Source organism: Burkholderia sp. FL-7-2-10-S1-D7 (genome assembly GCF_001524185.1).
Classification (GTDB): domain Bacteria; phylum Pseudomonadota; class Gammaproteobacteria; order Burkholderiales; family Burkholderiaceae; genus Burkholderia; species Burkholderia diffusa.
In genome coordinates this window covers 64444-89015 of record NZ_LOWY01000072.1, presented here as the reverse complement: position 1 = coordinate 89015, position 24572 = coordinate 64444, and the positions used below count along the sequence as shown (strand labels likewise).

General features: G+C 69.0%; 17 protein-coding genes and 1 riboswitch. Of the genes, 9 read left to right on the top strand and 8 right to left on the bottom strand.

The genetic code is table 11. The features are described from left to right. Positions 1 to 30: 30 nt before the first annotated feature. Together WS75_RS21880 and WS75_RS21875 are read left to right on the top strand one after the other, a co-directional pair. On the top strand, positions 31 to 855 hold the full coding sequence (locus tag WS75_RS21880; protein WP_059683084.1) for a phosphodiesterase: 825 nt from the start codon (positions 31 to 33) through the stop codon (positions 853 to 855). Positions 856 to 1096: 241 nt separating this feature from the next. Then, positions 1097 to 2296: an MFS transporter gene (locus WS75_RS21875; protein ID WP_059683230.1), complete on the top strand. Its 1200-nt coding sequence runs from the start codon at positions 1097 to 1099 to the stop codon at positions 2294 to 2296. Between the two features lie 21 nt (positions 2297 to 2317). On the opposite strand, the gene WS75_RS21870 is transcribed toward WS75_RS21875, so the two are convergent. Continuing rightward, a complete protein-coding gene (locus WS75_RS21870; RefSeq protein WP_059683082.1) occupies positions 2318 to 3502 on the bottom strand; it encodes an EamA family transporter in 1185 nt (394 codons plus the stop codon). A 379-nt stretch (positions 3503 to 3881) separates the two neighbouring features. Between WS75_RS21870 and WS75_RS21865 the strand changes: the two genes are divergently transcribed. Next, a complete protein-coding gene (locus WS75_RS21865; RefSeq protein ID WP_082729692.1) occupies positions 3882 to 4082 on the top strand; it encodes a hypothetical protein in 201 nt (66 codons plus the stop codon). 42 nt (positions 4083 to 4124) lie between these two features. Here WS75_RS21865 and WS75_RS21860 read toward each other — a convergent pair whose 3' ends face one another. The 3 genes from WS75_RS21860 to WS75_RS21850 form a co-directional block, all read right to left on the bottom strand. Beyond that, on the bottom strand, positions 4125 to 4913 hold the full coding sequence (locus WS75_RS21860; protein WP_059683079.1) for a molybdopterin-dependent oxidoreductase: 789 nt from the start codon (positions 4911 to 4913) through the stop codon (positions 4125 to 4127). 29 nt (positions 4914 to 4942) lie between these two features. Next, positions 4943 to 5575, bottom strand: coding sequence for a cytochrome b/b6 domain-containing protein (locus WS75_RS21855; protein WP_059683077.1), 633 nt, complete (start codon positions 5573 to 5575; stop codon positions 4943 to 4945). An 88-nt stretch (positions 5576 to 5663) separates the two neighbouring features. After that, entirely contained in the window at positions 5664 to 5915 is a 252-nt protein-coding gene (locus tag WS75_RS21850) for a pentapeptide MXKDX repeat protein (protein WP_059603444.1), read from the bottom strand. A gap of 258 nt (positions 5916 to 6173) precedes the next feature. Next, a riboswitch (TPP riboswitch) is annotated at positions 6174 to 6290 on the top strand. 124 nt (positions 6291 to 6414) lie between these two features. On the opposite strand from WS75_RS21850, the gene thiC reads away from it, so the two are divergent. The 5 genes from thiC (at position 6415) to WS75_RS21825 (ending at position 12064) form a co-directional block, all read left to right on the top strand. Further along, positions 6415 to 8346, top strand: coding sequence for a phosphomethylpyrimidine synthase ThiC (gene thiC / locus WS75_RS21845; protein ID WP_059683075.1), 1932 nt, complete (start codon positions 6415 to 6417; stop codon positions 8344 to 8346). Positions 8347 to 8601: 255 nt separating this feature from the next. Then, entirely contained in the window at positions 8602 to 8817 is a 216-nt protein-coding gene (locus WS75_RS21840; protein WP_059449419.1) for a glycine zipper 2TM domain-containing protein, read from the top strand. A gap of 209 nt (positions 8818 to 9026) precedes the next feature. Further along, a complete protein-coding gene (locus tag WS75_RS21835; RefSeq protein ID WP_059683072.1) occupies positions 9027 to 9275 on the top strand; it encodes a hypothetical protein in 249 nt (82 codons plus the stop codon). A 142-nt stretch (positions 9276 to 9417) separates the two neighbouring features. After that, entirely contained in the window at positions 9418 to 10344 is a 927-nt protein-coding gene (locus WS75_RS21830) for a DMT family transporter (protein ID WP_059683070.1), read from the top strand. Between the two features lie 439 nt (positions 10345 to 10783). Continuing rightward, the gene (locus WS75_RS21825; protein ID WP_059683068.1) at positions 10784 to 12064 is read left to right on the top strand and encodes an EAL domain-containing protein; all 1281 of its coding nucleotides are present in this window, start codon (positions 10784 to 10786) and stop codon (positions 12062 to 12064) included. Between the two features lie 55 nt (positions 12065 to 12119). Here WS75_RS21825 and arfB read toward each other — a convergent pair whose 3' ends face one another. From arfB to recC, 4 genes are read right to left on the bottom strand one after another with little or no spacing between them, the layout of a single operon-like run. After that, entirely contained in the window at positions 12120 to 12524 is a 405-nt protein-coding gene (gene arfB, locus WS75_RS21820) for an alternative ribosome rescue aminoacyl-tRNA hydrolase ArfB (protein ID WP_059683066.1), read from the bottom strand. Then, positions 12521 to 14785: an AAA family ATPase gene (locus tag WS75_RS21815; protein WP_059683064.1), complete on the bottom strand. Its 2265-nt coding sequence runs from the start codon at positions 14783 to 14785 to the stop codon at positions 12521 to 12523. Before WS75_RS21815 ends, arfB begins: the two co-directional genes overlap by 4 nt. Continuing rightward, positions 14782 to 18492 carry an exodeoxyribonuclease V subunit beta gene (gene recB, locus WS75_RS21810; protein ID WP_059683062.1) on the bottom strand — a complete coding sequence of 1237 codons (3711 nt, stop codon included), beginning with the start codon at positions 18490 to 18492 and terminating at the stop codon, positions 14782 to 14784. Before recB ends, WS75_RS21815 begins: the two co-directional genes overlap by 4 nt. Next, entirely contained in the window at positions 18489 to 21827 is a 3339-nt protein-coding gene (recC, locus tag WS75_RS21805; protein WP_059683061.1) for an exodeoxyribonuclease V subunit gamma, read from the bottom strand. Before recC ends, recB begins: the two co-directional genes overlap by 4 nt. A 181-nt stretch (positions 21828 to 22008) precedes the next feature. Here recC and WS75_RS21800 point away from each other — a divergent pair, with 181 nt between their 5' ends. Next, positions 22009 to 24300: an FUSC family protein gene (locus WS75_RS21800; RefSeq protein WP_059683059.1), complete on the top strand. Its 2292-nt coding sequence runs from the start codon at positions 22009 to 22011 to the stop codon at positions 24298 to 24300. The last annotated feature ends 272 nt before the right edge of the window (positions 24301 to 24572 follow it).

The window sequence follows — 24572 nt, the reverse complement described above, 5'->3', positions numbered from 1 at the left end:
AACGATAACCAGACATTCCGAGGAACGAAGATGCTGCTTGCTCAAATCAGCGATCTCCACATCAAGCGTCCGGGCCAGCTCGCGTACCGGCGCGTCGACACCGCCGCCGCGCTCGCGCGCTGCATCGCGAAGCTGAACGCGCTGGTGCCGCGCCCCGACGCGGTGCTCGTCACGGGCGACCTGACCGACTTCGGCCACGACGACGAATACCGCCATCTGCGCGACCTGCTCGCGCCGCTCGAGATTCCCTATTACCTGATGGTCGGCAATCACGACGATCGCGCGGGGCTGCGCCGCGCGTTCGCCGATCGCCCCGAATTGCAGGAAGGCGAATTCGTGCAGTACGCGCTCGACGTCGGCGCCGTGCGCGTGCTCGCGCTCGATTCGCAGGTGCCCGGCGCGAGCCACGGCGACCTGTGCGACGCGCGCCTCGCGTGGCTCGCCGCACAGCTCGACGCCGCGCGCGACCGGCCGGTGATCGTCGCGCTGCACCATCCGCCGTTCGCATCCGGGATCGGGCACATGGACGCGCTGCGCCTCGCGCCCGCCGCCGCCGCGAAACTCGATGCGCTGCTGCGCGGCCATCCGAACGTGGAACGCGTGCTGTGCGGCCACGTGCACCGGACGATGTTCACGCGCTTCGGCGGCACGCTTGCGTCGGCCGTGCCGGCGCCCGCGCACCAGGTCGCGTTCGACCTGCGCGCGGATGCGCCGTCTGCGTTCCGGCTCGAGCCGCCCGCGTTCGCGGTCCACCTGCATACGCCGGAAGGGGGAATGATGTCCCATCACGTGTACGTGGACGAAGGCGACGGGCCTTATCCGTTCTATGAACCGAGCGGCGAACTGGTCGACTGAAGGCGCGCGTCGCTCGCGATGACGGGCGGTTGCGGGCGGTCGCGGCCCGTTGCGACAGATCACGGCCGATAGCGGCGGATAGCGACCGAAGCGGCCCGTCACGCCCTGGCCGGGCCGCCTGATCGCCTGGCGGCACGGCCGGCAGGATTCACCGTGCTCCGGTATGATCGGCACCCTCGATCGGCGCGCGGCCGACGCCGTGCCGCGCGCCCACGCCGCCCAACTTCGTTCCGTTGCCGCCATGTCCGCCGCCTCCACCGACCGTCCGACCGACGCCGCCTCGCCCCACTATTCGCGCAGCCTGCTGTTGCTGCTCGCGACGATCGCGGGCGTATCGGTCGCGAACATCTATTACAACCAGCCGCTACTCGACAGCTTCCGCTCGGCCTTTCCCGACGGCGCGTCATGGATCGGCGCGGTGCCGACCGCGACGCAGCTCGGCTATGCGGCCGGCATGTTCCTGCTCGCGCCGCTCGGCGACCGTTTCGATCGCCGCAGGCTGATCCTGATGCAGATCGCGGGCCTGTCGATCGCGCTGATCGTGGCCGCGACCGCGCCATCGCTGGCGGTGCTCGCCGGCGCGAGCCTCGCGATCGGCGTGCTCGCGACGATCGCGCAGCAGGCCGTGCCGTTCGCGGCCGAAATCGCGCCGCCGGCCGAGCGCGGGCATGCGGTCGGCACCGTGATGAGCGGCCTGCTGCTCGGCATCCTGCTGGCGCGCACGGCGGCCGGCTTCGTCGCCGAATATTTCGGCTGGCGGGCGGTGTTCGGTGCATCGGTCGCAGCGCTCGTCGCGCTGGCCGCGGTGATCGTGCTGCGGCTGCCGCGCAGTTCGCCGACGTCGACGCTGTCGTACGGCAAGCTGCTCGGCTCGATGTGGCACCTCGCGGTCGAACTGCGCGGGCTGCGCGAGGCATCGCTGACCGGCGCCGCGCTGTTCGCCGCGTTCAGCGCGTTCTGGCCGGTGCTCACGCTGCTGCTCGCCGGCGCGCCGTTCCACCTCGGCCCGCAGGCCGCCGGTCTTTTCGGGATCGTCGGCGCGGCGGGTGCGCTGGCCGCGCCATACGCGGGGCGTTTCGCGGACAAGCGCGGCCCGCGCGCGATCATCTCGCTCGCGATCGCACTGCTCGCGGCTTCGTTCGTGATTTTCGCGCTGTCGGGGACGAGCCTCGTCGGGCTCGTGATCGGCGTGATCGTGCTGGATGTCGGCGTGCAGGCCGCGCAGATCTCGAACCAGTCGCGCATCTATGCGCTGAAGCCCGAGGCGCGCAGCCGCGTGAACACCGTGTACATGGTGTGCTACTTCATTGGCGGCGCGCTCGGCTCGTCGGCCGGCGTCGCCGCGTGGCACGCGTTCGGCTGGACCGGCATGTGCGCGGCCGGCCTGCTGTTTGCCGCGCTCGCCGGCTGGTCCCACCATCGCGGCGCACGGCGCGGCTGAACGCCGCCCCGCGCGCCGGCGTCACGCGTCGGCGCGAGACGCGGCCGGTTCTTCGGCCGCCGGTGGAAGCGTGAATGCTGGCGCGGGATCCATGACCGCGGACGGGTCCACGACGGCAGCCGGTACCGGCACCGCAAGCGATACTGCGGAAGGCGCGAGGATCGGTGCCGGGTCCGGCATCGCGGCCTGTTCCGGTGCGGACGCCGCACCCGCCGCCGATTCGACGGCCACGGTTGCCGCGGCCGATGAAGCGTCGGCCGCCGCGCGCGCCGCGGGCCGGCGCGCGGGATCGAACACGAACGACAGCCCGACGCTGCCGAGAATCGCGACGGTCGCGACCACGGTCGCCATCGTCACCGGCTCGCCAAGCAGCAGCGCACCGAGCGCGACCGCGACGATCGGGTTCACGTACATGCAGCTGCTCGCGATGATCGGGCTGGTGTGGCGGATCAGGTAGCCGTACGCGACGTACGCGGCCATCGTGCAGAACACCATCAGGTACAGGAACGCGAACACCGGCCCCGCCATCACGTGCTCGATGCGCTCGCCGACCAGCCAGGCAACGAGCGTCGAGATCATGCCGCCGAGGCCGATCTGCAGCGACGTCGACAGAAACAGGTCGGACGGCAGCTTGAGCCGCGTCGCGAGATGCGCGCCGCCTGCCCAGAACAGTGCGCCGGCCAGCACGCAGATCGTGCCAAGCGCCGAATTCTGCGCCGCCGCGCCGCCCGAGTTCAGCACGACGATGCCGACCATCCCGAGCGCGACGGCGGCCCACTCGCCCTTCGCGACCGGCCGCCCGGCGACCGCCGCGATCACGGTCGCGAACAGCGGCACCGTCGCCACCATCACCGCGGCCGAGCCGCTGCTGACCGAGCTGATCCCGAGCGCGATCGTGCCGGACGACAGCGCGACGAGCATCGTGCCGACGATCCCTGCATTGCGGATTTCGAGCAGCGTCGGCCATTCGGGCTTGCGACGCAGCGCGAAGATGAACAGACCGATCCCGCCGAGCAGGTTGCGCAGCCCCGACAGCAGCAGCGGCGGGAACGACTGCAGCGCGAAATGCAGGCCGCTGTAGGTCGAGCCCCAGACGAAATAGATGAATACCAGGGCCAGAGCAACACGGCCGCCGCGGCTTTGCGGCAGGCGGATCCGGATCGGCAGGCGGGCGAGGAAATCGAGGAGGCGGTCGAGCGGTGTCATCGTTCAGCCCGCCCGCACGACGTGTCGCGTGCTCCGCTGAAAGACGCCGGCAATACCGGCAAGCGGCCCCGACGGGACCAGGAAGGCGGAGACGAACGTGCGGAACGACATGGCAGTGCGAACGGCGACGAAAGAGGACCGGCAAGCGGCGGCAGAGGGTCGAAAACACGCGCGCAGACGGCTTCGGCCGCCGCACGCTCGGCATTATGGCATCAAGGATTCGAAAGCATCATCGGACCCGTCTGAAAGGATATCGACTGACGTTTCGGCGCGACATTTTTCGGCATCCGGACGAACGGAATCCGGGGCCGGATAGGCGCTGCGTGGATGTCGCGCGGGCTGCCCGGCGCTACCGTGCGCTGACGATCGGGAAGAAACGATGACCCACGAACGCGATACGCATGTCCGGGACGCCAGCGCGGGCCGGCCGGCCGAAGCCGCGACGCGGCGGGGTGTCACTCAGCCGCGCGGGTCCGATCTGCCGCGCGGCAAGCTCAACCTGTTCGGGTTCGACGCGCGCGTGAACAGGGCGGCGGCGGTCGGCCCGCGCGTCGATCTGCCGGTGCGCGAATCCGCGTGACGCACCCGTGAAGCACGGCGGTGCGGGGCCGCGCCCCGCCGCTCACGATCCGCCGAACCAGTTGTACCCCTGATCGACCCAGTAGCCGCCCGGGTAGGTATCGGTCACGAAGATTTCCATGATGTGCTTCGGATTCTTGTAGCCGAGCTTGGTCGGCATCCGCAGCTTCATCGGAAAGCCGAATTCGGGCGGCAGGCGACGGCCGTCGTATTCGAATGCGAGCAGCGTCTGCGGATGCAGCGCGGTCGGCATGTCGATGCTTTCGTAGTAATCGTCCGCGCATTTGAAGCCGACGTATTTCGCGTGCGTATCGGCGCCGACGCGTGCCAGAAACGCGCCGAACGGCGTGCCGCCCCAGCGGCCGATCGCGCTCCACCCTTCCACGCAGATGTGCCGCGTGATCTGCTCCGCGTGCGGCAGCGCATACAGCTCGTCGAGCGTCCACACGCGCTTGCCCGTCACCCGGCCCGACAGCACGAGCTGGTACGTCGATGCGTCGACGTGCGGCACGTCGTCGATGCCGTAATACGCGTTGAACGGGAACGGCCGCGTGATGTCGGCCTCGGTATAGGTCGGCGCAAGCCGCTCGCCGCTGAACAGCCAGGCCTGCACGCGATCGTTCATGCGCGACACCTTCTCGAGGAACGCGTTGACCGACGCGTCGTCCTGCAGCGTGCAGCCGGTCAGCATCGTCAGGCCGCCGAGCGTCAGCACGCGCCGGTTGAAGAGGCGCCGCGACGGCATCTCGAGTTCGCGGCGCACGTCGAGCTCGAGCGACTTGCGGTCGAGCGTCCAGCCCGGTTGACCGCGGTTGTTTCCGGATTTCGACATGATGAGTTCCTTCGCCCGCCGCGTGCGGGTCAGCGACCGCGCAGCATCGCGAGCAGCGAGCGCGGCACCAGCAGCGCCATCGCGACGTGTACGACGAAAAATGCGACGAGCAGCGACATCGCCCAGAAGTGCACGACGCGCGCGTCGTCGTAACCGCCGAACAGCTCGCGCAACAGCGGAAACTGCACGGACTTCCAGATCGTGAGCCCCGACAGCACCAGCACGATCAGATCGACGATCGCGGTCAGGTATGCGGCACGCTGCACCGCGTTGTAGACGCTCAGATCGTCGTGCGGCAACCGGCCGCCGAGCGCCGCGCGCACGTCGCGCCATATCGACGCCGGCGTGACGGGCAGCATCTTGCGCGCGAGGCGGCCCGTCGCGATCGACATCGCGAGGTAGAACAGCCCGTTGCAGACCAGCAGCCACATCGCCGCGAAATGCCATTGGAGCGCGCCGCCCAACCAGCCGCCGAGCGTGATGCCGTGCGCGAACGTGAACGGCGGATAGATCGGCGACGCATCGTAGATGCGCCAGCCGGACAGTGCCATCAGGATCGCCGCGAGCGCGTTGAGCCAGTGGCTCACGCGCACCCACAGCGGATGAATCTTGCGGGCGGGCGGCGTGGCAGCCGTGCGCCCGGCAGCGGGAACAGTTTGCATGATGAAGACTCCCGGAACGTAGCGGCGGTGCGCGATGCGCGGGCGGCCTCGTGTGCCGCATGCGCGGGCCGCGCCCCGCCCGCGTCGGTCAGTTCGACGGTGCCATCTTGTCGCCCGACATCGACTTGCCCATCGCGTCGTGCGACATCGCGTCCTTCTTCATTGCATGCTTCTTCATGGCGCCTTTCTTCATGGCCCCATCCTTCGCCATCGCGTCGTGGCCCATCGCATCCTTCGACATCGACGAACCTTCCTTCGACATCGCGTCGTTCTGCGCATACGCGCCCGTTGCGGCCATGGCGAAACCGGCGACACACGCAGCGATCAGTACTTTTTTCATGACATCTCTCCGAAACATGGGTTTGAGGAGCCGAATAGACGGAGGACGTCGCGGGATATGACAGTCGTTTCGAAATTTTTTTTCAGGAACTGCCGAAACCGCGGCAATGCTGCACCGCGCCGTCGTTGTCAGCCGGGCTGCAGGGCCCTGCGGCGGTGCCATGCGTCGCGGCTTGCGCCGCCGGCGCACCGCCCGCATTGCTGCAACTGCACCGCGGCCGCCTGTTGAAACCGCCGCGAAGCCAGTGTATCGTGTGCGCTGCTAACGCGGGGGTCCTGCAATGCGTTCGGTCAAACAACCGGCATTGCGGGTGAGAAATACCCTTTGAACCTGATCTGGATAATGCCAGCGCAGGGAAGCGTACGGATTTCGCCGCCATCCTTCTGACGAAATCCGCCGCCTCACCAAGCCTCGTCTCCTGCTTAGCTCGAGCCCCACATTCGTCAAGGGCTCCGGGCAAGCGCCGTAGCGCCTGTCCGGCGCTCACACAGGAGATTGCATGAACGCCAATCCGAAGTTTCTGTCCGCGGACGCCCATGTCGACGCCGCTGCCGTCGCCCCGCTGCCCAATTCGCGAAAGGTTTATGTAACCGGCTCGCAGCCCGACATCCGCGTGCCGATGCGTGAAATCACGCAGGCCGACACCCCGACCGGCTTCGGCGGCGAAAAGAACCCGCCGATCTACGTGTACGACACGTCGGGCCCCTACACCGATCCGGACGCGAAGATCGACATCCGCGCCGGCCTGCCGGCACTGCGTCAGCGCTGGATCGAAGCGCGCGGCGACACCGAGGTGCTCGACGGCCTGTCGAGCCAGTACGGCCTCGAGCGCGCGGCCGACCCGGCCACCGCCGACCTGCGTTTCCCGGGCCTGCATCGCAACCCGCGCCGCGCGCAAGCCGGCAAGAACGTCACGCAGATGCACTACGCGCGCCAGGGCATCATCACGCCGGAAATGGAATACATCGCGATCCGCGAGAACCAGCGCCGCGCCGAGTACATCGAGAGCCTGAAGTCGAGCGGCCCGAACGGCGCGAAGCTCGCCGCGATGATGGGCCGCCAGCACCCGGGCCAGGCGTTCGGCGCGGCGGCATTCGGCGCGAATGCGCTGGCCGAGATCACGCCCGAATTCGTGCGCGACGAAGTCGCGCGCGGCCGCGCGATCATCCCCGCGAACATCAACCACCCGGAATCCGAGCCGATGATCATCGGCCGCAACTTCCTCGTGAAGATCAACGCGAACATCGGCAACTCGGCCGTCACGTCGTCGATCGGCGAGGAAGTCGACAAGATGACGTGGGCGATCCGCTGGGGCGGCGACACGGTGATGGACCTGTCGACCGGCAAACACATCCACGAAACGCGCGAGTGGATCATCCGCAACAGCCCGGTGCCGATCGGCACGGTGCCGATCTACCAGGCGCTGGAAAAGGTCAACGGCAAGGCCGAGGACCTGACCTGGGAAATCTTCCGCGACACGCTGATCGAGCAGGCCGAGCAAGGCGTCGACTACTTCACGATCCACGCGGGCGTGCGCCTGCAGTACGTGCCGCTCACCGCGAACCGGATGACGGGCATCGTGTCGCGCGGCGGCTCGATCATGGCGAAGTGGTGCCTCGCGCATCACAAGGAAAGCTTCCTGTACGAACACTTTGAAGAGATCTGCGAGATCATGAAGGCGTACGACGTGAGCTTCTCGCTCGGCGACGGCCTGCGTCCCGGCTCGATCTACGACGCGAACGACGAAGCGCAGCTCGGCGAACTGAAGACGCTCGGCGAGCTCACGCAGATCGCGTGGAAGCACGACGTGCAGGTGATGATCGAAGGCCCCGGCCACGTGCCGATGCAGTTGATCAAGGAGAACATGGATCTCCAGCTCGACTGGTGCAAGGAAGCGCCGTTCTATACGCTCGGGCCGCTGACCACCGACATCGCACCGGGCTACGACCACATCACGTCGGGCATCGGCGCCGCGATGATCGGCTGGTTCGGCACCGCGATGCTGTGCTACGTGACGCCGAAGGAGCACCTCGGGCTGCCGAACAAGGACGACGTGAAGGAAGGGATCATCACGTACAAGCTCGCCGCGCACGCGGCCGACCTGGCCAAGGGGCACCCCGGCGCGCAGGTGCGCGACAACGCGCTGTCGAAGGCGCGTTTCGAGTTCCGCTGGGAAGACCAGTTCAACATCGGCCTCGACCCGGACAAGGCGCGCGAATTCCACGACGAGACGCTGCCGAAGGATTCGGCGAAGGTCGCGCACTTCTGCTCGATGTGCGGCCCGCACTTCTGCTCGATGAAGATCACGCAGGACGTGCGCGAGTTCGCGGCGCAGCAGGGCGTGTCGGAAACCGAGGCGCTGAAGAAGGGGATGGAAGTCAAGGCGGTCGAGTTCGTGAAGACCGGCGCCGAGATCTATCACCGTCAGTAAGTCGGCAAGCGAACGCGGCGGTCCACACCGACCGCTTCGCTTCGTGAAGCACGGCACAAAGCCCGCTTTCGAGCGGGCTTTTTTGCGCGCACGCATCCCGTGTACCCGCCGGCGCACGGGAAACAATTGATTACGAAACCGCTCGAGCCTTAACAAGTCCTTACAACCGCCGCGCGGGACGACGCGTAGATTGAATGCATGCGCGGCCGTCAGGCGGTCGCGCGACCTCCGTTCACTACCACAAGGACAACGATCATGAACCATTCGATTCGGCGTTTTGGGGTATGCGCGCTGCTCGTCGCGACGGTGGCCAGCCTCTCGGCCTGCGATTCGATGACACGACGTCAGCGCGATACCGCGATTGGTGCGGGTGTCGGCGGCGTCGCCGGCGCGGCGATCGGCGGCAACGCGCTGTCGACGCTGGGCGGCGCGGCAGCCGGCGGCATCATCGGCAACCAGGTCGGCAAATAAGCCGGCCGGCTTACCCGGCTGCTGCGCGACGCGCAGCACGTTCCGGCCTGACGGCGTTTCCGCACGGCGGAAGCGCCGTTTTTCACATGCGGCGCCTCAACACGCCGCAGCGGCCCGGAAATGATCCGTTACCGTTTAGCGCACCTTGTCATCGACGAGCGGCCTAAGCTTAAGCATCCGCCGATTGCCGGCTCCGCCGGAGAGACATCATGAACAGGACCCTCGTCGCCGCGGCGCTCGCGTGCACGACGCTCGCCGGCTGTTATTACCCTTACGGCTACTATCCGTCCGGCTATTACGCGGCGGCGCCGGTGCAGCCCGCGCCCGTCTATGTCGATCCAGGCCCCGCGTACTACTATCCGGCCCCCGCCTATGCCCCGGCCTGGGGCGGCTACTGGGGCCCCGCGGTGTCGCTCAATTTCGGCTTCGGTGGACGCCGTGGCTGGCGCCATCATTGAACGGCCGCCCCGGCCGTCCGGCCGGTTCGCGTCGGGGGCGAGCGGATTTCCCGATTCTTGCCATTTCATCCGATCGTGAAACGATGGCACAGGAACGCGGTGTAAGATTCTTCGCATCCCGTCCCCTCGCCCGCCACGCTCGATGTCACCCAAGAACGCCTTTTTGCTGACCGTCCTCGCTGCCCTGTGGGGCGCGTCGTTCCTGTTCATCCGGATCGGCGTCGCCGACTTCGGTGTCGCGCCGCTGATGGCGTTGCGCGTGGGAATCGGCGCGCTGTTTCTCGCAGGCTTCGCGCTGACGCGCTTCAAGCCCGCCGAGCTCGGCGCGCAGCTACGCCGTCGCGCGTGGCCATTGTTCGTCGTTGGCGCGCTGAACTCGGGCATCCCGTTCTGCCTGTTCGCATTCGCCGAACTGACGCTGTCGGCCGGCGTGACGTCGGTGATCAATGCGACGACGCCGCTGTGGGGCGCGCTCGTCGCCTATCTTTGGCTGAAGGAGAAGCTGTCGCTGCCGCGCGCGCTCGGCCTCGTGATCGGCTTTGCCGGCGTCCTCACGCTCGTGTGGGATCAGATCGCGAACGCGCACGGCAGCACCGGCGCCAACGCGACCGCGCTCGCCGCCGCCGCCGCGCTCGGCGCGACGCTGCTGTACGGCATCGCGGCCAACTACACGAAGCGCACGCTCAGCGGCGTCGATCCGCTCGTCAACGCGACCGGCAGCATGATCGGCTCGACCGTGCTGCTGCTGCCGTTCGCGATCGCGACCTGGCCCGCGGCAGCTGTCGGCGCGCATGCGTGGGGCGCCGTGCTCGCGCTCGGCATCGCCTGCACGGGCATCGCGTATTTCATCTTCTTCTACCTGATCGCGCATGTCGGCCCGGCCCGCGCGATTACCGTGACGTTCGTGATCCCGGTGTTCGGCCTGCTGTGGGGCGCGCTGTTCCTCGGCGAACACGTATCGGTCGTGATGGTCGAAGGCTGCGCGATCGTGCTCGTCGGCACCGCGCTTGCCACCGGCGTGATCAAGCGGATTCCCGGGCTCCGGCCGCGCGGCGGTGAAGCGGCCTGAGCGGCGGGCAGGGCCGGCACCCCGCCGGTGCGGGCGCCCCGCGACGCGCCGGCTGCCGATCCTCGAGCGCCCCGCGTCGATCGGTGCGCGACGGCGCATGTCGAGTTTGGCCTGATGCCGATGCAGCCGCCCGGCCTTGCCGCTCTCCCGCATTCTTTGCACGCGATGCACGCGGCACACGCGACGCTGCCGCCGCATACGCGACCGGTGGCCTTGCGTGTCGCGCTCCCGTGCGGAATGCTACGTCCAGCGGTCGGTGTAGCGTTTGCGTCTGGAGTTACCCTGATACGCGCGCGGCACCATTCCCGTTACACTCGGATCACTCATCCGCAGAAGGCGGTTACGATGCCCCACGTTCTTTCGCGTCCACCTGCGCGTGCGACGGCTTCTGCGTGGCGCGCACGATACCGCCCCCCGATCGCCCCAGGGCATCGTTGACATGAAGCCCTCTCGCGACCTCTCGCTCGACTCCCTGCTCGAACGCCTCACGCCGACGCCCAGCGGCTGGATCGCCACATATCGCGAAACGACACTGCGCAGCGTGTTTCAACCCGTGCTGTCGATCACGCACAAGCGCGTGGTCGGCTATGAAGCGCTGCTGCGCGTCGTGGACGAGAACGGCGCGCTGGTTTCGCCGGTCGCGCTGTTCGACAGGACGCGTGCCGCCGCCGACGCGTTGCTGCTCGACCGGCTCGCTCGCTGCCTGCATACGGCCAACTTCGTAGCGCAAGGCATCGGCGACGGCTGGCTGTTCCTGAACGTGACGCCGCGCGTGCTCGATTCGGGCCTCGTGCAGCGCGAATTCGTCGAGGCGCTGTGCCGTCATTTCGCGCTGCCGCCGAACCGCATCGTGCTGGAAGTCGTCGAGCAGCCGTCGCGCGATGAAGCCGCACTCGCCCGCACGATCGACATGATCCAGCATCGGGACTTCCTGATCGCGATCGACGATTTCGGCACCGGATTCTCGAATTTCGATCGCGTGTGGCGCGCACGGCCCGATATCGTCAAGCTCGATCGAACGCTCGTCGAACGCGCGAACGCATCGGCCGACGATCGCCGCATCATGCATCACCTGGTATCGATGCTCCATCAGGCCGGCGCGATGGTGCTCGCCGAAGGCGTCGAAAGCGACGACGCGCTGCAGACGCTGATGGAGGCCGATATCGATTTCGTCCAGGGCTTCCAGTTCGGCCAGCCCGACGCGTCGATCGCGCACGCGAGCGCCGCGGCGCCCGCGATGCTCGACGCCGCGTGGCAACGCTTTATCGCCCGTCGGCATACGCCAGCGATCGCCGAGCAGCCGGGCTTCGACGCGATCGAGCGGCTCGTGCTCGCCGGCGCGGCCGCATTTTCCGCGAGCGGCAGCCTACAGGACGCCGCGCAACGCGTATTCGTGGTGCCGGCCGCGCGCCGGGTGTTCGTCACGGACGAGATCGGCGAACAGTTCCTGCCGTCGATCGGCGCGCGTCCCGAGGACGGCCAGACGAGCGGCACGCGGCTCTCGCCGCTGTTCCCGGAGACGCACAGCAACTGGTCGCGGCGACCGTACTTCCAGCGCGCGATCGCGGCGCCGGGGCGCGTCGCGCTGATGGGTCCGCACTTCTCGCTGACCGAAGGCCGCGATTGCTACACGGCAGCCGTCGCGATTCGCGCGCAAAACCGTCTCGTCGTGTTCTGCGTCGACTTCGTGCTCGACAGTGCGGGCACCGTGATGCGGTAGCGCATGGGGCGGCACGACGCCGCCCGCCATGCCGGCCGCTCGGCCTGTTCTTTCGTCAGTCGATCACCTTCCCTCGTCCGGACTTCACCACGCTGCGGCGCGACTTGTGTTCGAGCCGCCGCTCCTTCGATGCGCGTGTCGGCCGTGTCGCGACCCGCGCACGCGGCGTGAACGCGACGCTGCCGATCAACGCATCGAGCCGCGCGAGCGCTGCGTCGCGGTTTTTCTCCTGGGTGCGGTATTCCTGTGACTTGATCACGACGATGCCGTCGCGCGTGATGCGCTGGTCGGACAGCGCGAGAAGTCGTTCCTTGATGACGGACGGCAGCGACGACGCGCGGATGTCGAAACGCAGGTGAATCGCGCTCGACACCTTGTTGACGTTCTGGCCGCCGGCGCCCTGCGCGCGCACGGCGGTCCATTCGACTTCGGCCGGATCGAGCGTGTAGCGGATCATCATCGCGACGTCTCCTTGCGGCGCCGCGCGAGCGCCTCGTCGACGCGGGCCGCAAGGCCCGAATCGCGTTGCGTGCGTGTCGCGACTGCCTGCGCCAGCACGCGCCGCGGGCCGATCACCTGCACGCGCGTGCGCGCGCGCGTGACGGCGGTGTAGACGAGTTCGCGCGTGAGCACACGGCTGAACGACGCCGGCAGCACGAGCGCGGCCTCGTCGAATTCGGAGCCCTGCGACTTGTGGACGGTCAGCGCGAACGCCGTTTCATGCGGCGGCAGCGCCGCGGGCGACACGGCGCGCGCGGTGCCGTCCGCGCGGCGGAACCATACGCGCAGCACGCCGTGCGCGTCCGGTAACGCGATGCCAATGTCGCCGTTGAACAGCCCGAGCGCATAGTCATTGCGCGTCACCATGATCGGCCGCCCGGTGAACCAGTGTGCGCCGACCGCGAGCGGCACGCGCACGGCTTGCCGCACGTGCGCGGCCACCAGTGCATTGACGTGCTCGGCGCCACGTGAGCCGGTGCGCGTCGCGCACAGGATCCGGAAGCGGTTGAGCGCATCGAACAAAGGCAACGGATCGGGCTGCGCCCCGGACAACGCCGTGCGCAACGCATCGATGTACGCACCGAACCGGCGCGCGAGCCGCTCGACCGTCGACGCCGCAAGCGTCTCGCCCGCGTCGTCGTGAAAGGACGCGGCAGCGGCATCGTCAGCCGGCAACGCGCCGAGCGCGCCCTGCACGTCGCCGCGGCGGATCGCGAGCGACAGGCGGCCGATTGGCGAATCGAGACCGAAGCGGTAATTGCGTTCGAGCCACACGACGCAGTCTGCGAGCGGTGCGGGTGACGGGGCGGCGATGTCATCGGCTCGCGTTGCGGCGGTCGATACCCGTGTTGCCGAACCTCCCGCATGGGCCGGATCGAGCGGCGCGAGCTCGACCGCGTCGAGCCACGCGAGTTCGTCGGCTTCGATCCATGCTGGATCGGTGGCTGCGGAAGCGCCATCGAGGTCGGCGGGTGCAGGTGACGTCGAAGCAGCCGGGGAAACCACTTCGTCCTGCGGGGCGTCGTCGAACAACGACGCCTGGCGCGTATCCACGTTGCGCCGCGCCGGTGGCTTGCGCGCCGCGCTCGCCGACAATGGCGCGGAAGCCTGCGCTTGAGCCGCAACAGCAACTCCCCCCGCCGCCTCGCCGTCCGGCACCGGCAAGGCCGCGACGAAAGCCGCCTCGTCGATCCCGAGCGCATCCGCGATGCGCGTGCGCGCAGCGGCGGTGAACGTCGGCCGTGCGCTGAGTTCGGCGAACACGGCGCCGGCTTCGACCGCGGCAAGCTGATCCTTGTCGCCGAGCATCACGAGCCGGGCGCCCGGCGCGAGCGCGTCGAGCAGATGCGCGGCGAGCGCGACGTCGATCATCGACGCCTCGTCGACCACGATGAGGTCGTACGGCAACGGATTGTCGCGATGATGGCGAAAGCCCGCCGCCCCGCCGCCGCCCAGCAGGCGATGCAGCGTGTACGACGTGTCGGGCAGGCGCGCTGCAAGTTCCGGCGGCAGGTCGCCCGCCCGCGCGTGCAGCGCTTCCTGCATCCGCTGCGCGGCCTTGCCGGTGGGTGCCGCCAGCGCGATGCGCAATCCCGGATGCGCGTCGAGCAGACAAGCCAGCACGCCGACGACGGTCGTCGTCTTGCCGGTGCCAGGGCCGCCGCTGACGATCGTCACGCGTCCTGTCAGCGCAACGATCGCCGCGACGCGCTGCCAGTCCACTTCGCCCGTCGCGGGCCCGAAGTAACGCACGAGACTGTCGCGCAACCGGTCAGGCGACAGCACGTCGCCCGGTGCGGCGACGCCGGCCTGCGCGACGAGCGCATCGGCGAGCCGACGTTCGTAGTCGAAATATCGCGACAGATACAGATGGTCGTGCCGGTCGACGATCAGCGGCCGCTCGTCGCCGCACGCGAGCGTGCCGAACGCCACCACGCCGCTCGCGGCAAGCGCCGCGCGCACGTCGTCGACCGGTTCCTCGTAGCGCTGCGCGAGCGCGCCGAGCGACACGCATACGTGGCCGCCCGCAGTCGCCCGGCTCGCCGCAAACGCGGCACGCGCCGCCCAGCGCGCAGCCGCGGCCGGCGCACCGGCGCGGCGCGACAGGTCGCCGATGCGCCGCGCGAATCCTTCCGCGAGCGCGATGCCGAAATCAGCCGGCTCGGGCAGGCGCGCGACGAGGCCGCCGGTGAATTCGAGCGTATCGTCGGACACGTTCATGCGCGGCCCCCTTCCATCATCCGGTCGAGCGCGTCGACGAGTTCGCGCGCGGGCCGCCGCGCATGCACGCCGGCCGGTTCGCCGGCACTGCGCCAGTCCGGCCGCACGCCACGCACGAACAGGTACAGATAGCCCGCGATATGCGTGTCGTAGTCATAGTCGGGCAGCCGCCCGCGCAAATAGCGATGCAGCGCAACCGTATAGAGCAGCGCCTGCAGGTGATAGGCATGATTGGCCATCGCGACGTCGAGCGCACGCGGGCCATAAGCGTCCGGCGTATTGCCGAGATGGTTCGACTTCCAGTCGACGATCCAGAAGCGGCCGTCGTGTTCGACGATCATGTCGATGAAACCCTTGATGAAACCGGCGAGCACGCCGGCGTCCAGCGCAACGTCCGGATAGCCGTGCGCGACCAGCAGCCGGCGCAGCGCGCCCAGCTCGAGCGACGGCGCCGGGAACAGGAAACCCATCTCGTCGAGCCGCTTGGCGGGATCGAGATCCGCGAGCCGCATGCCCGGCACGAGCTCCGTGCGCACGACATTGTCGACGAGCCGCGCCATCATCGCGGGCAGGCGCGTCGCGAGTTCGGGCTCGGCCTCGACTGGCCGGTCATGCAGCGCGCCGAGCGCCGCCTGGTGCCACGAATCGGGCTCGGTGAACCGGCTGAGTTCGAACAGGCGGTGCAGACACTCGCCCGCTGCCGCGCCGCGCGGAAACACGAGGATGTCGTCGTCCGGCGGTTCGACCTCGACCGCGACGGTGTCGGCCACGGCCAGCGCGCCGTCCGGCGCGACGGCGGCAAGCGCATCGTGATCGGGCCGCAGATCGTCGTCCGGCACGACCGCGACGCCCGCCTCCTCGCGCGCCATCGACGCGGTCAGCGAACTGAAGCTCGCCATCCGCCATGCGTCGCGCAGCACGCGCGTCGCATGGCGTGCGGCGAGCGTCTGCGATGCATCGTGGCCGGCAGCCAGCCGCTCACGGCGCGCCGGCACCGGCAACGGTGCAACGCTCACGGGCCCGCCCGCGAGCGCTTGCCACGCGGCGTCGAGCGCCGCTTCGTCGGGCGGCTCGTCGAGCCACGCGTCGAACGACTGGCCGGCCCCGGCCACGAGCCAGTTCAGCACGCTGCGCCGCGCCTCGCGGGTCGAGCGCGACGACAGATAAGGCCCGGCGACGAGATAGCACCGATAGACCGCGCGCGTGAGCGCCACGTAGACGAGCCGCGCGCGTTCCGCCGCCTGTTCGCGCAACGCCTGGCGCGCGGCATGCTCGGCGGCTTCGTCGTCGCACCCGTAATGCAGCACGGCGTCGCCCGCATCGTCGTGATACTCGCGCGCGTCGGGCAGCGCCGACGCGGGCGGCTCGCGCAGCCCCCCGTCGTTCAGGAACGGACAGAACACGACCGCATATTCGAGGCCCTTCGACTTATGCACGGTCACGATCTGCACGAGGTTGCGATCGGATTCGAGACGCAGCTGCGCTTCCTCGCCGCCGCCGTCGAGCCGTTGCGCGGCAAGCCAGCGCAGCGTCGGCGCGATACCCGGCTGCGCGGACGCGCGCGCTTGCGTCAATTCGGCCAGGTGGTTGATGTCGGTCACGCGGCGTTCGCCGTCGGCGCCGGCCATCAGCCGCTCGGCGATCCGCAGCTCGCGCGTGAACGTGCGCCACATCACCGCGAAGCCGCGTTCGCGCCACAACAGCCGATAGCGCGAGAAGCGCTCGACCCAGCTCATCGCGTCCGCACTGTCGGCCGCTGCGCGCGACACATCGCCGTCGCCCTGCTCCATCCGCCACAGCGCCCCCGCATCGAGGCCGAACCAGTCGGCGGCCAGCGCCGCACGCAAGCGCCGCAGGTCGCCCGGCGCATCGATCGCCGCGAGCACGCGCTCGAGCTGCTCCGCATCGCCGGTCGAAAACACGGACGCCTGCGCGAGCTCGACGCTGCCGATGCCCCACGCGGCGAGCACGCGCTTCACGAGACTCCCCTGCCGGTGCGTCTGCACCAGCACCGCGACGTCGCCCGGCGACAGCGGCGTATCGCCGAGCCGCACATGTCCTTCGCGCGCGCCGCGCATCAGCCGGGCGATCTCGGCCGCGCACGCCTGGGCGGCCTGTGCCTGCGCGTCGCGCTTGAGCAGCGTGCCGTCGCCGCCGGGGAGTGCCCAGATACGGAAATCGCCGGATGGGCCCGGATCGGTTCCGTCGACGAACGGAGCGCGCACGCGCGTGCCGGCGCGCACCGCGTAATAGTCGAGCCCGTCGAGCACGAACGCACGCGGGTTCGACATGAAGAAGCGATTGCACGCATCGACGACCGCCGGTGTCGAGCGCTGGTTGACCGCGAGCGTGTAGCACGCGCTCGCACTTGCCCGCGCGGCGAGATACGTATGCAGATCCGCCGCGCGGAAACTGTAAATGGCTTGCTTCGGATCACCGACGAGAAAGAGCGGCCCGCCCGGCGCGAAGATCCTGTTGAAGATCGCGAACTGCAGCGGGTCCGTATCCTGGAATTCGTCGATCAGCGCGGCCGGATAGCGCGCGCGCAGCGTCTCGGCGAGCCACGGATGCGCGTGCGACGCGTGATACAGGTTCGCAAGCAGATCGTCGAACGACACGACGCGGCGCGTACGCTTGCGTTCGGCCAGTTCGCCCGGCGCGGTGTCGAGCCAGTCGGCGACCAGCGCGAGCCAGCGCGCGCGCTGCGCGGCCTCGGCGGCGGCCACCGCCGCGTCGAGCGCGTCGGCCACGTCGAAGAACGGGTGTTCGGGGGTCGCACCGCCCTTTTTCGTCGCCTTCGTGAGCGCGGTGCGCGTGAGCTTGAGCGCCGCCCTCGGTATCGCGGCAGCCGCGTTGCCTTGCGCGAAATGCGCGGACCACGCGCCGAGCGCATCGGCAACCGCGTCGGGCTTGTGCGAACGCTGATTGAGCACGGGCTGCGCGGTGCGCAGCAACGCGTCGATCGCATCCCGCTCGTCGGCCCACATCCGCGCGGCCTCCGCGAAGCATTCGACGGCAGCGGCCTCCGCCGATGCGTCCGGTTCGACGACGCCGTCCCAGCGCAGCGCGGCGAGCGGCTTCTTCAGCCGCCGCGCGAGCTGGGCGTCGAGCGCGGCCGGGCCCGCGCCCGATTCGACGAGCCACGTCGCGAAGCCGGGCCAGCGCGCGGCCATCGGCTCGACGCGCGTGCGCCAGAAGTCCGCCGCGAGCTCGAAGCGCAGCGCCGCGTCGTCGGCCTGCATCTCGAACGCGAACGGCATCGCAGCTGCGAACGGCGCCTCCTGCAGCGCGCGCTGGCAGAACGCGTGGATCGTGTGAATCGCCGCTTGGTCGAATGAGCGCAGCGCACGCCGGATCCGCTTCGCGGCAGTCTCGGGGTCGAGCGCGCCGGCTTCGCCGAGCGTCGTCTCGAGCAGGCGCGCGACGAACGGATCGCCGCCGTCGTCACCGGTATCGAGCGCATGCGCGAGTTGCGCCAGCCGCCCGCGGATCCGCTCGTGCAGTTCGGCCGTCGCCGCCTTCGTGAAGGTCACGACGAGGATTTCGTCCGCGCCGAGATCCTTCTCCAGCAGCAGGCGCACGTAAAGCGCGCAAATGTTCCACGTCTTGCCGGTGCCGGCCGACGCCTCGATCTGGTTGACGCCGTCGAGCGGACACGCGAACACGTCGAGTTCGAGCGCCGCCTGCGGCTGGGATGCGGCGCTCATGCGACCTCCTTCAGATGTTCCAGCATCGGCTCGAACACGAGCCGCGCGAGTGTGCCGAACGGCTCGTCGAGCGACGGATGCGCGCCGCGCCACGCGATCGCGATCGCCGGATCGTCGGCTTCGCTCACCACGCGCTCGTTGATCCAGACGCTCGCGGCCTTCGCCTCGCCGTCGGAAACGCACGCCCACGCACTGCGCGGGAAGAACCGAAGCGGCATGCGCCGCCCCGCGCGAAACAGCGCGGCGAGCGGCGCGAGGCGCTCGAGCGGTGCCGCGACCGGCGTGAGTTCGAACGCGCCGCCGCTGCCGAACCACAGCGTGCGGCGCGGACCGTCGGGCGCCACCGCGCAGTAGACAAGGTGCGCGAGCCACGCGGACAGGTAGTCGCGCGCGCTCGGCCGTGCATAGCGATAGATGATCTGGCCCGCCGGCGTCAGGCGATTCAGCGTGCCGTGCAACTCGAGCGGCGCACTCACCGCATCGCCCGACAGCATCGCGTCGTCGGCACCGAACAGCGCCTGTTCGGTGTCGGGCCATGCAGGCGCGATCGCGAGCGTGAATGGCCGCCGTTCCATGCCGTCGGCCAGCGCACGCCGCACGTTCGACGCAAGCTGCGTCATCGAGCCGAGCGCCTGGTCGCGCCAGACGGCGCCTGTCGCGCCGCCCGGCAGTTCCGGGCTGGCGTCGGCGATGCGCAGCGCGTGATCGTGCACGCCGCCTTCATCCGATTCGATCAGAAGCGGCAGCACGCGCTCGGCGAGCGCGTCGCTGCCCGCGAAGTCGAGTGCGAACGGCTCCGTATCGAGCAGTTCGGCCTGCGCGTCGGAAAGCACGATGCCGAGCCGCGCGCGCAGCAGCGCGCGGGCCGGATGCCGCCAGAACCGTTCGAATTCGCTGAACGCGACGGGTTCGACCGGCTCGGCCGGCAGCGGTTGCGCGAAGAACGGCTGCTCGCGCGTGGCATCGCGTGCGGATTCGGCGGCCAGCAGTGCCGCGAGCGTCGCGCGCTCGGCGTCGTACGAAGCCAGTTCGCTGCCGGGCCGGAAATACTCGGCCGCGAACGGTTGCAGCGGATGTTCGACGATGAACGCGCGCCGCGCGGCATCGACGGCGTCCGGCGGGGCGTCCGCGCCGGCCGTGACGAGCGCGAGATGGTCGAGCAATTCGTCGACGAGCGCCGCGGGCGGCAACGGCGCGTTGTCGCGAATGCTGCGCCCCGTATAGGCAATCAGCAGCCGATCGCGCGCGGCGAGCAGCAGGTCGAGGAACAGGTTGCGTTCGTCATCGCGGCGCTGCCGGTCGCCGAGCTTCGGCAACACGGCCATCAGATCGAACTCGTCCGCGCGAGCGAGGCTCGGCAGCACACCGTCGTCCATGCCGAGCAGGCACACGACGCGGTATGGCAGCCCGCGCAGGCTCGTCAGCGACGAGAACGTGACGCCGCCCCACGGCACCCCGCCGCGCGCCGGATCGTCGAGCGCGGTTGCCAGCCCCGCGCGTACGACGGCCGCGGGCAAGGCTTCGTCGGGCGCGCCTTCCTTCATCGCGGCGAGCATCGCGTCGAGCGCGTCGCGCACGCCCGACAGCGCATCGGCATATGCGGCACCGGAGTCGAAGAACCGCGCGAGCGTGTCGGCGAACAGTTCGCTCCAGGCGCGCGGCGTGTGCGCGTCGGCGAGCCGTCGCGAGAAGCCGTCGAGATCGTCCGTGAAGCGCGCGAGCCGGCCGAGCAGTTCGGCCTCGCTGCCGGTCGCCGCCTCGATCGGCAGCCACGCGCCGACCGGTGCCGCGCCTTCCGGCATCGCATAGCCGAGGAAGAGCCGCGCGAGCGCATCGGAAAACGTATGGCGCGGCGCAGGCACCGCCGCATCGTCGCTCACCGTCGGCGACAGCCCGCGCCGCGCGCCTGCGGCCGCGAGCCAGGTCTGAACCGTCTCGAGCGCGGCTGCGTCAATGCCGTAACGGGCCGCCACCGCGTCGACGCGCAGCCATTCGACCAACTCAGGCGCGCCGACCTGCCGATCCGGCAACGCGAGCCATTCGAGCAGCACGCGCGCCACCGGGTTCGCCTGCGACGGCGGCAGGCCGGTGATCCGGTAAGGCACGCGCGCGCCGCCGGCGCCCGCCGTGCCGAACACGGCATCGATCAGTGGCCCGGCCGCCGCGAGATCGGCGACCGCCACGAGCACATCGGACGGCTGCAGCGTCGCGTCCGCATCGAACCACGCGAGCAGGCGGTCATGCAGCACCTCGAGCTGGCGCGCGAGGCTGTGGCACACGTGTACCTCGATCCCGCGCTCGGCCGGCGCTTCGCCGAGCTCGGCCTCCGGTTGCAGGTCGAGGATGGCGTTCTGCACGCGCGCGAGCCAGGTCGGCGCGGGATTCCCGATGAAACGCGACGCATCGCCTGACGCGGCGCTTTCAGTCAGTTCGTGCAGCATGTGCAGCTGCGCCTGCGTCTGCCGGCCCCACTCCGCGAGCAGCGGATGGCCGACTTCCTGATAGTCGAGCCGGCCGGCCGCATCGAGCGCTTCGGCATGCGCGGCGGTGACGATGTCGAACCAGAATTCGCGGCACGGATTGAGCGCATAGACGCGCACGTCGATCCAGCGCGACAGCTCGCGCAGCAGCGCGACGTGCAGCGGCGGCATTGTCGGCAGCGCGAACACGTTGACCGATTCCGGCCAGTCGGCACGCGCGACGGTTTCGAGATCGAGGTTGCGCGCCTCCACGAGGAAGCGATGCGCGGGTGGCGTGCCGCTGTCGCTCAGCTCCGCGAGCAGCGCGCGCCACAGCGCCGCCTGCCAGTGCTCGTCGTCCCGTGCGGCATCGCTGATTCCGCGCGGCGCGGCGTCGCCCGCGAGCACCGACTCGCCGGCCTGCCATGCGGCCAGCCATTCGGGCCGATAGGTCAGGTAATGATCGAGCACGGCCGCGACGCGCTGCGCGAGCTCGTAGCGCATCGCGTCGTCGGACGCGGACAGATACGCAGCCAGCCGCGGCGACGCGAGCCACGGCGCGCTGCCCGCGCCCTGCGCGAACAGCCGGTAGCAGCGCCACACGAGGCGATCGGGTGCGAACGGCGAGCGCGCGGGCACCGTCAGCACGCGGCCGATCTGTGCCCACAGCCATTGCGCGAGATACGTGAACTCGACGTTCGCGCACACGCCGTGGCGCGCGGCGATGTCGAGTTCCAGACGGCGGCGCAGCGCCGCGCTCGGTACGATGACCTGTTGCGGCGCCCACGGGCCGTTGCGGGCCGGGAACGCGGCCAGGTCGTCGAGCAGCGCGTCGGCCAGCGTTTCGTGACGGTTCGAATAGAAGAGATGGAGCATGAAGCGAGTGTCGGAGCCTCGCGCGGGCCAGGCCGTGCGAACGGGAGCACCAAGGATAGCAAAAGGACCGTCGCGGCGAACCTCGTCCGAAAGGCCAGGTTTTGCGGACCGCGAAATACGATAGACTCGTCGCCAGTCAATACGCCGCTCCGGGCGTCTTCGTCTGTCATTCAGCTCATCGATGCGCTATTCGGTCGAAATCAGAAAGTTTTTCTACAGCCAGTACTTTTTCGGCGGCCTGCGGATCGCTGTCGGCGTATCGCTGCCGGCCGTGCTGTGCCTGATCGTGTTTCACAACCGGGAGCTCGGCTTCACGATCTCGACCGGTGCGCTCGGCGCGTGCGTCGTCGACATGCCGGGCCCGCTGAAGTACAAGCACAACGAAATGCTCGCGTGCAGCGTGATCGGCTTCCTGGCCGCGCTCGCGACCGGCCTCGCCACGCCGAACATCTTCGCGCTGTGGCTGACGATCGTGCCGCTCACGTTCGTGCTGTCGCTGATCGTCGTCTACGGCAACCGCTGGCCGCAGATCAGCTTCGCGACGCTGTTCATGATGGTGATGACGCTCGAGGAGAATTTCACGCCGCTGCAAGCGTTCGTCAATGCCGGCTGGATTCTCGCCGGCGGTCTCTGGTACACGTACTGGGCGACGCTCGTGTCGCAATGGCAGGCGCGCCGGATCGAACAGCAGGCGCTCGCCGAAAGCCTGTTCGCATGTGCCGACTACCTGCTCGCGCGTGCGCAGTTCTACGATCTCGATGCCGATCTCGACGAGTGCTATCGCAATCTCGTCGCGAAGCAGATCACCGCGGTCGAAACCCAGGAAACCGCGCGCGACATCGTGCTGCGCAACCTGCCGAAGCTGCGCCGCGGCAAGCTCGACCCCGGCCGCACGATGATGTACAACCTGTTCATCAACAGCGTCGACCTGCACGAGCTGTTCGTCGGCGCGCACACCGACTACCCGCTCGTGCGCAACACGTTCGGCGGCTCCGACCTGATCATTTTCTATCGCGACCTGATCCACAAGGCGGCCCGCGACCTCGAGGAAATCGGCCTCGCGGTGCTCGAGAATCGGGCGCCGCATTCGCGGATCAGCGTGAAGGCCGAACTGCGCGCGATCGAGTACGAGATCGAGCTGATGCGCAAGAAGAACTTCCCGGCCACCAACGCGGAAGCCTACGCAGCCGTGCTCGCGACGTTCCGGCGCATCTGGAGCGCGACGCGCCTGATCGACCGGATGCGCCGCAACCTGTCGGGCCATGCCGATCCGCAGCAGACCGAACTGAAGATCGACAAGGCGCTCACGCGCTTCCTGCAGCGGCGCCGGATGTCGCCGCTCCTGATCTTCTCGAACCTGAACATGCGCTCGCCGAGCTTTCGCCACGCGCTGCGCGTGACGATCGCGGTCGCGGTCGGCTTCTGGCTCGGCCGGCTGCTGCCGCTCACGAATGCCTACTGGATCGTGATGACGACCATCATCATCCTGAAGCCCGGCTACTCGCTCACCAAGCAGCGCAACGCTCAGCGTATCGTCGGCACGCTGATCGGCTGCGCGGCGAGCATCGCGCTGATCTACACGGTCAAGGAACCGCACCTGCTGATCGCAATCATGTTCGGGTCGATGGTGATGAGCTACAGCCTGCTGCTGTTCAACTACGCGGCGAGCGTCGTGTTCACGTCGTCTTACGTGCTGCTGATGTTCCACCTGCTCGCGCCGGGCAGCATGCGGATCATCGGCGAGCGCGCGATCGACACGGTGGTCGGCTGCATGATCGCGATCGCGGCGAGCCGCCTGTTCCCGTACTGGGAATACCGGCTGATGGGCAAGCTCGTCACCGACATGCTGACCTCGACACGCAGGTATTTCGAGGCAGTGTGGCGCGCCGGGCGCGGCGTGTCGCCACCGCCCGTGCCGGCCGCCGACGGCGCGGCGGTCGTGCCGGTCGTCGCGGCGGCAATCGAGACGCCGGCCACCGCGCTCGACGACGACTACCGCTACCGCCTCGCGCGCAAGGACGTGCACATCGCGTTCGCGAACCTCGGCCAGGCGTTCCAGCGGATGATGATCGAGCCGAAGGCGCACCAGCGCTTCGTGCCGGAGCTGAACGACCTGCTCGTGCAGACCCACGTGCTCGGCGCACAGATCACCGCCGCCGCGCCACTGATCCGGAGCGCATGCGCGGCCGACGAGAACATCGTCCACGACGATGCGTTGCGCCGCGGCCTGTCCGCCGTGCTCGAGAACCTCGAGAAGGCAGAAGCCGGCGAGCCGCCGCCGGCCGACCAGCTCGATGCGACGAAGCAGATCACCCGCGACCTCGACGCGATGGTCGTGTCCGCGGAAAAATCCGACGCGGTCGGCGCCGAGCTCACGCACGACCTGAAGGTGCTCGCGCACCAGTGCAAGCAGATGCTCGCGTCGTCGCAGCTGATCCGCAAGGACGCGAGCGTCATCCGCCTGCCCGCATGACGCCATGACGCCATGACGTCGTTGCGCCACCGGCCGCCCGCGCACACAAGCGGGCCGGCCGGCAGCGCTCCCACGCTCCCGCAATACCCTCCCGAAGCATGGTCCGCACGCCCCTTACGGCCCACGCGCCCGCTGCGCGATGGCCCCACCTTCGATTGCGCCGGTTGCGCCAGTCAGGGAATACCCGATTCCGGTCACATGGCCCGGCTTGTTATCATGCCGGCACGCTTAAGTTGTATATACAACTCGAACCAGCCGGGCCGGCCACGCTC

Bases quoted from the DNA above. Each gene is read 5' to 3' on its own strand.
- recC (WP_059683061.1), bottom strand. From the start codon at position 21,827: ATGCTCCATCTCTTCTATTCGAACCGTCACGAAACGCTGGCCGACGCG.
- WS75_RS21865 (WP_082729692.1), top strand. From the start codon at position 3,882: ATGACCCACGAACGCGATACGCATGTCCGGGACGCCAGCGCGGGCCGG.
- WS75_RS21840 (WP_059449419.1), top strand. From the start codon at position 8,602: ATGAACCATTCGATTCGGCGTTTTGGGGTATGCGCGCTGCTCGTCGCG.
- arfB (WP_059683066.1), bottom strand. From the start codon at position 12,524: ATGATGATCCGCTACACGCTCGATCCGGCCGAAGTCGAATGGACCGCC.
- WS75_RS21825 (WP_059683068.1), top strand. From the start codon at position 10,784: ATGAAGCCCTCTCGCGACCTCTCGCTCGACTCCCTGCTCGAACGCCTC.
- WS75_RS21830 (WP_059683070.1), top strand. From the start codon at position 9,418: ATGTCACCCAAGAACGCCTTTTTGCTGACCGTCCTCGCTGCCCTGTGG.
- WS75_RS21870 (WP_059683082.1), bottom strand. From the start codon at position 3,502: ATGACACCGCTCGACCGCCTCCTCGATTTCCTCGCCCGCCTGCCGATC.
- WS75_RS21875 (WP_059683230.1), top strand. From the start codon at position 1,097: ATGTCCGCCGCCTCCACCGACCGTCCGACCGACGCCGCCTCGCCCCAC.
- thiC (WP_059683075.1), top strand. From the start codon at position 6,415: ATGAACGCCAATCCGAAGTTTCTGTCCGCGGACGCCCATGTCGACGCC.
- WS75_RS21855 (WP_059683077.1), bottom strand. From the start codon at position 5,575: ATGCAAACTGTTCCCGCTGCCGGGCGCACGGCTGCCACGCCGCCCGCC.
- WS75_RS21880 (WP_059683084.1), top strand. From the start codon at position 31: ATGCTGCTTGCTCAAATCAGCGATCTCCACATCAAGCGTCCGGGCCAG.
- WS75_RS21850 (WP_059603444.1), bottom strand. From the start codon at position 5,915: ATGAAAAAAGTACTGATCGCTGCGTGTGTCGCCGGTTTCGCCATGGCC.
- WS75_RS21860 (WP_059683079.1), bottom strand. From the start codon at position 4,913: ATGTCGAAATCCGGAAACAACCGCGGTCAACCGGGCTGGACGCTCGAC.
- WS75_RS21835 (WP_059683072.1), top strand. From the start codon at position 9,027: ATGAACAGGACCCTCGTCGCCGCGGCGCTCGCGTGCACGACGCTCGCC.
- recB (WP_059683062.1), bottom strand. From the start codon at position 18,492: ATGAGCGCCGCATCCCAGCCGCAGGCGGCGCTCGAACTCGACGTGTTC.
- WS75_RS21815 (WP_059683064.1), bottom strand. From the start codon at position 14,785: ATGAACGTGTCCGACGATACGCTCGAATTCACCGGCGGCCTCGTCGCG.
- WS75_RS21800 (WP_059683059.1), top strand. From the start codon at position 22,009: ATGCGCTATTCGGTCGAAATCAGAAAGTTTTTCTACAGCCAGTACTTT.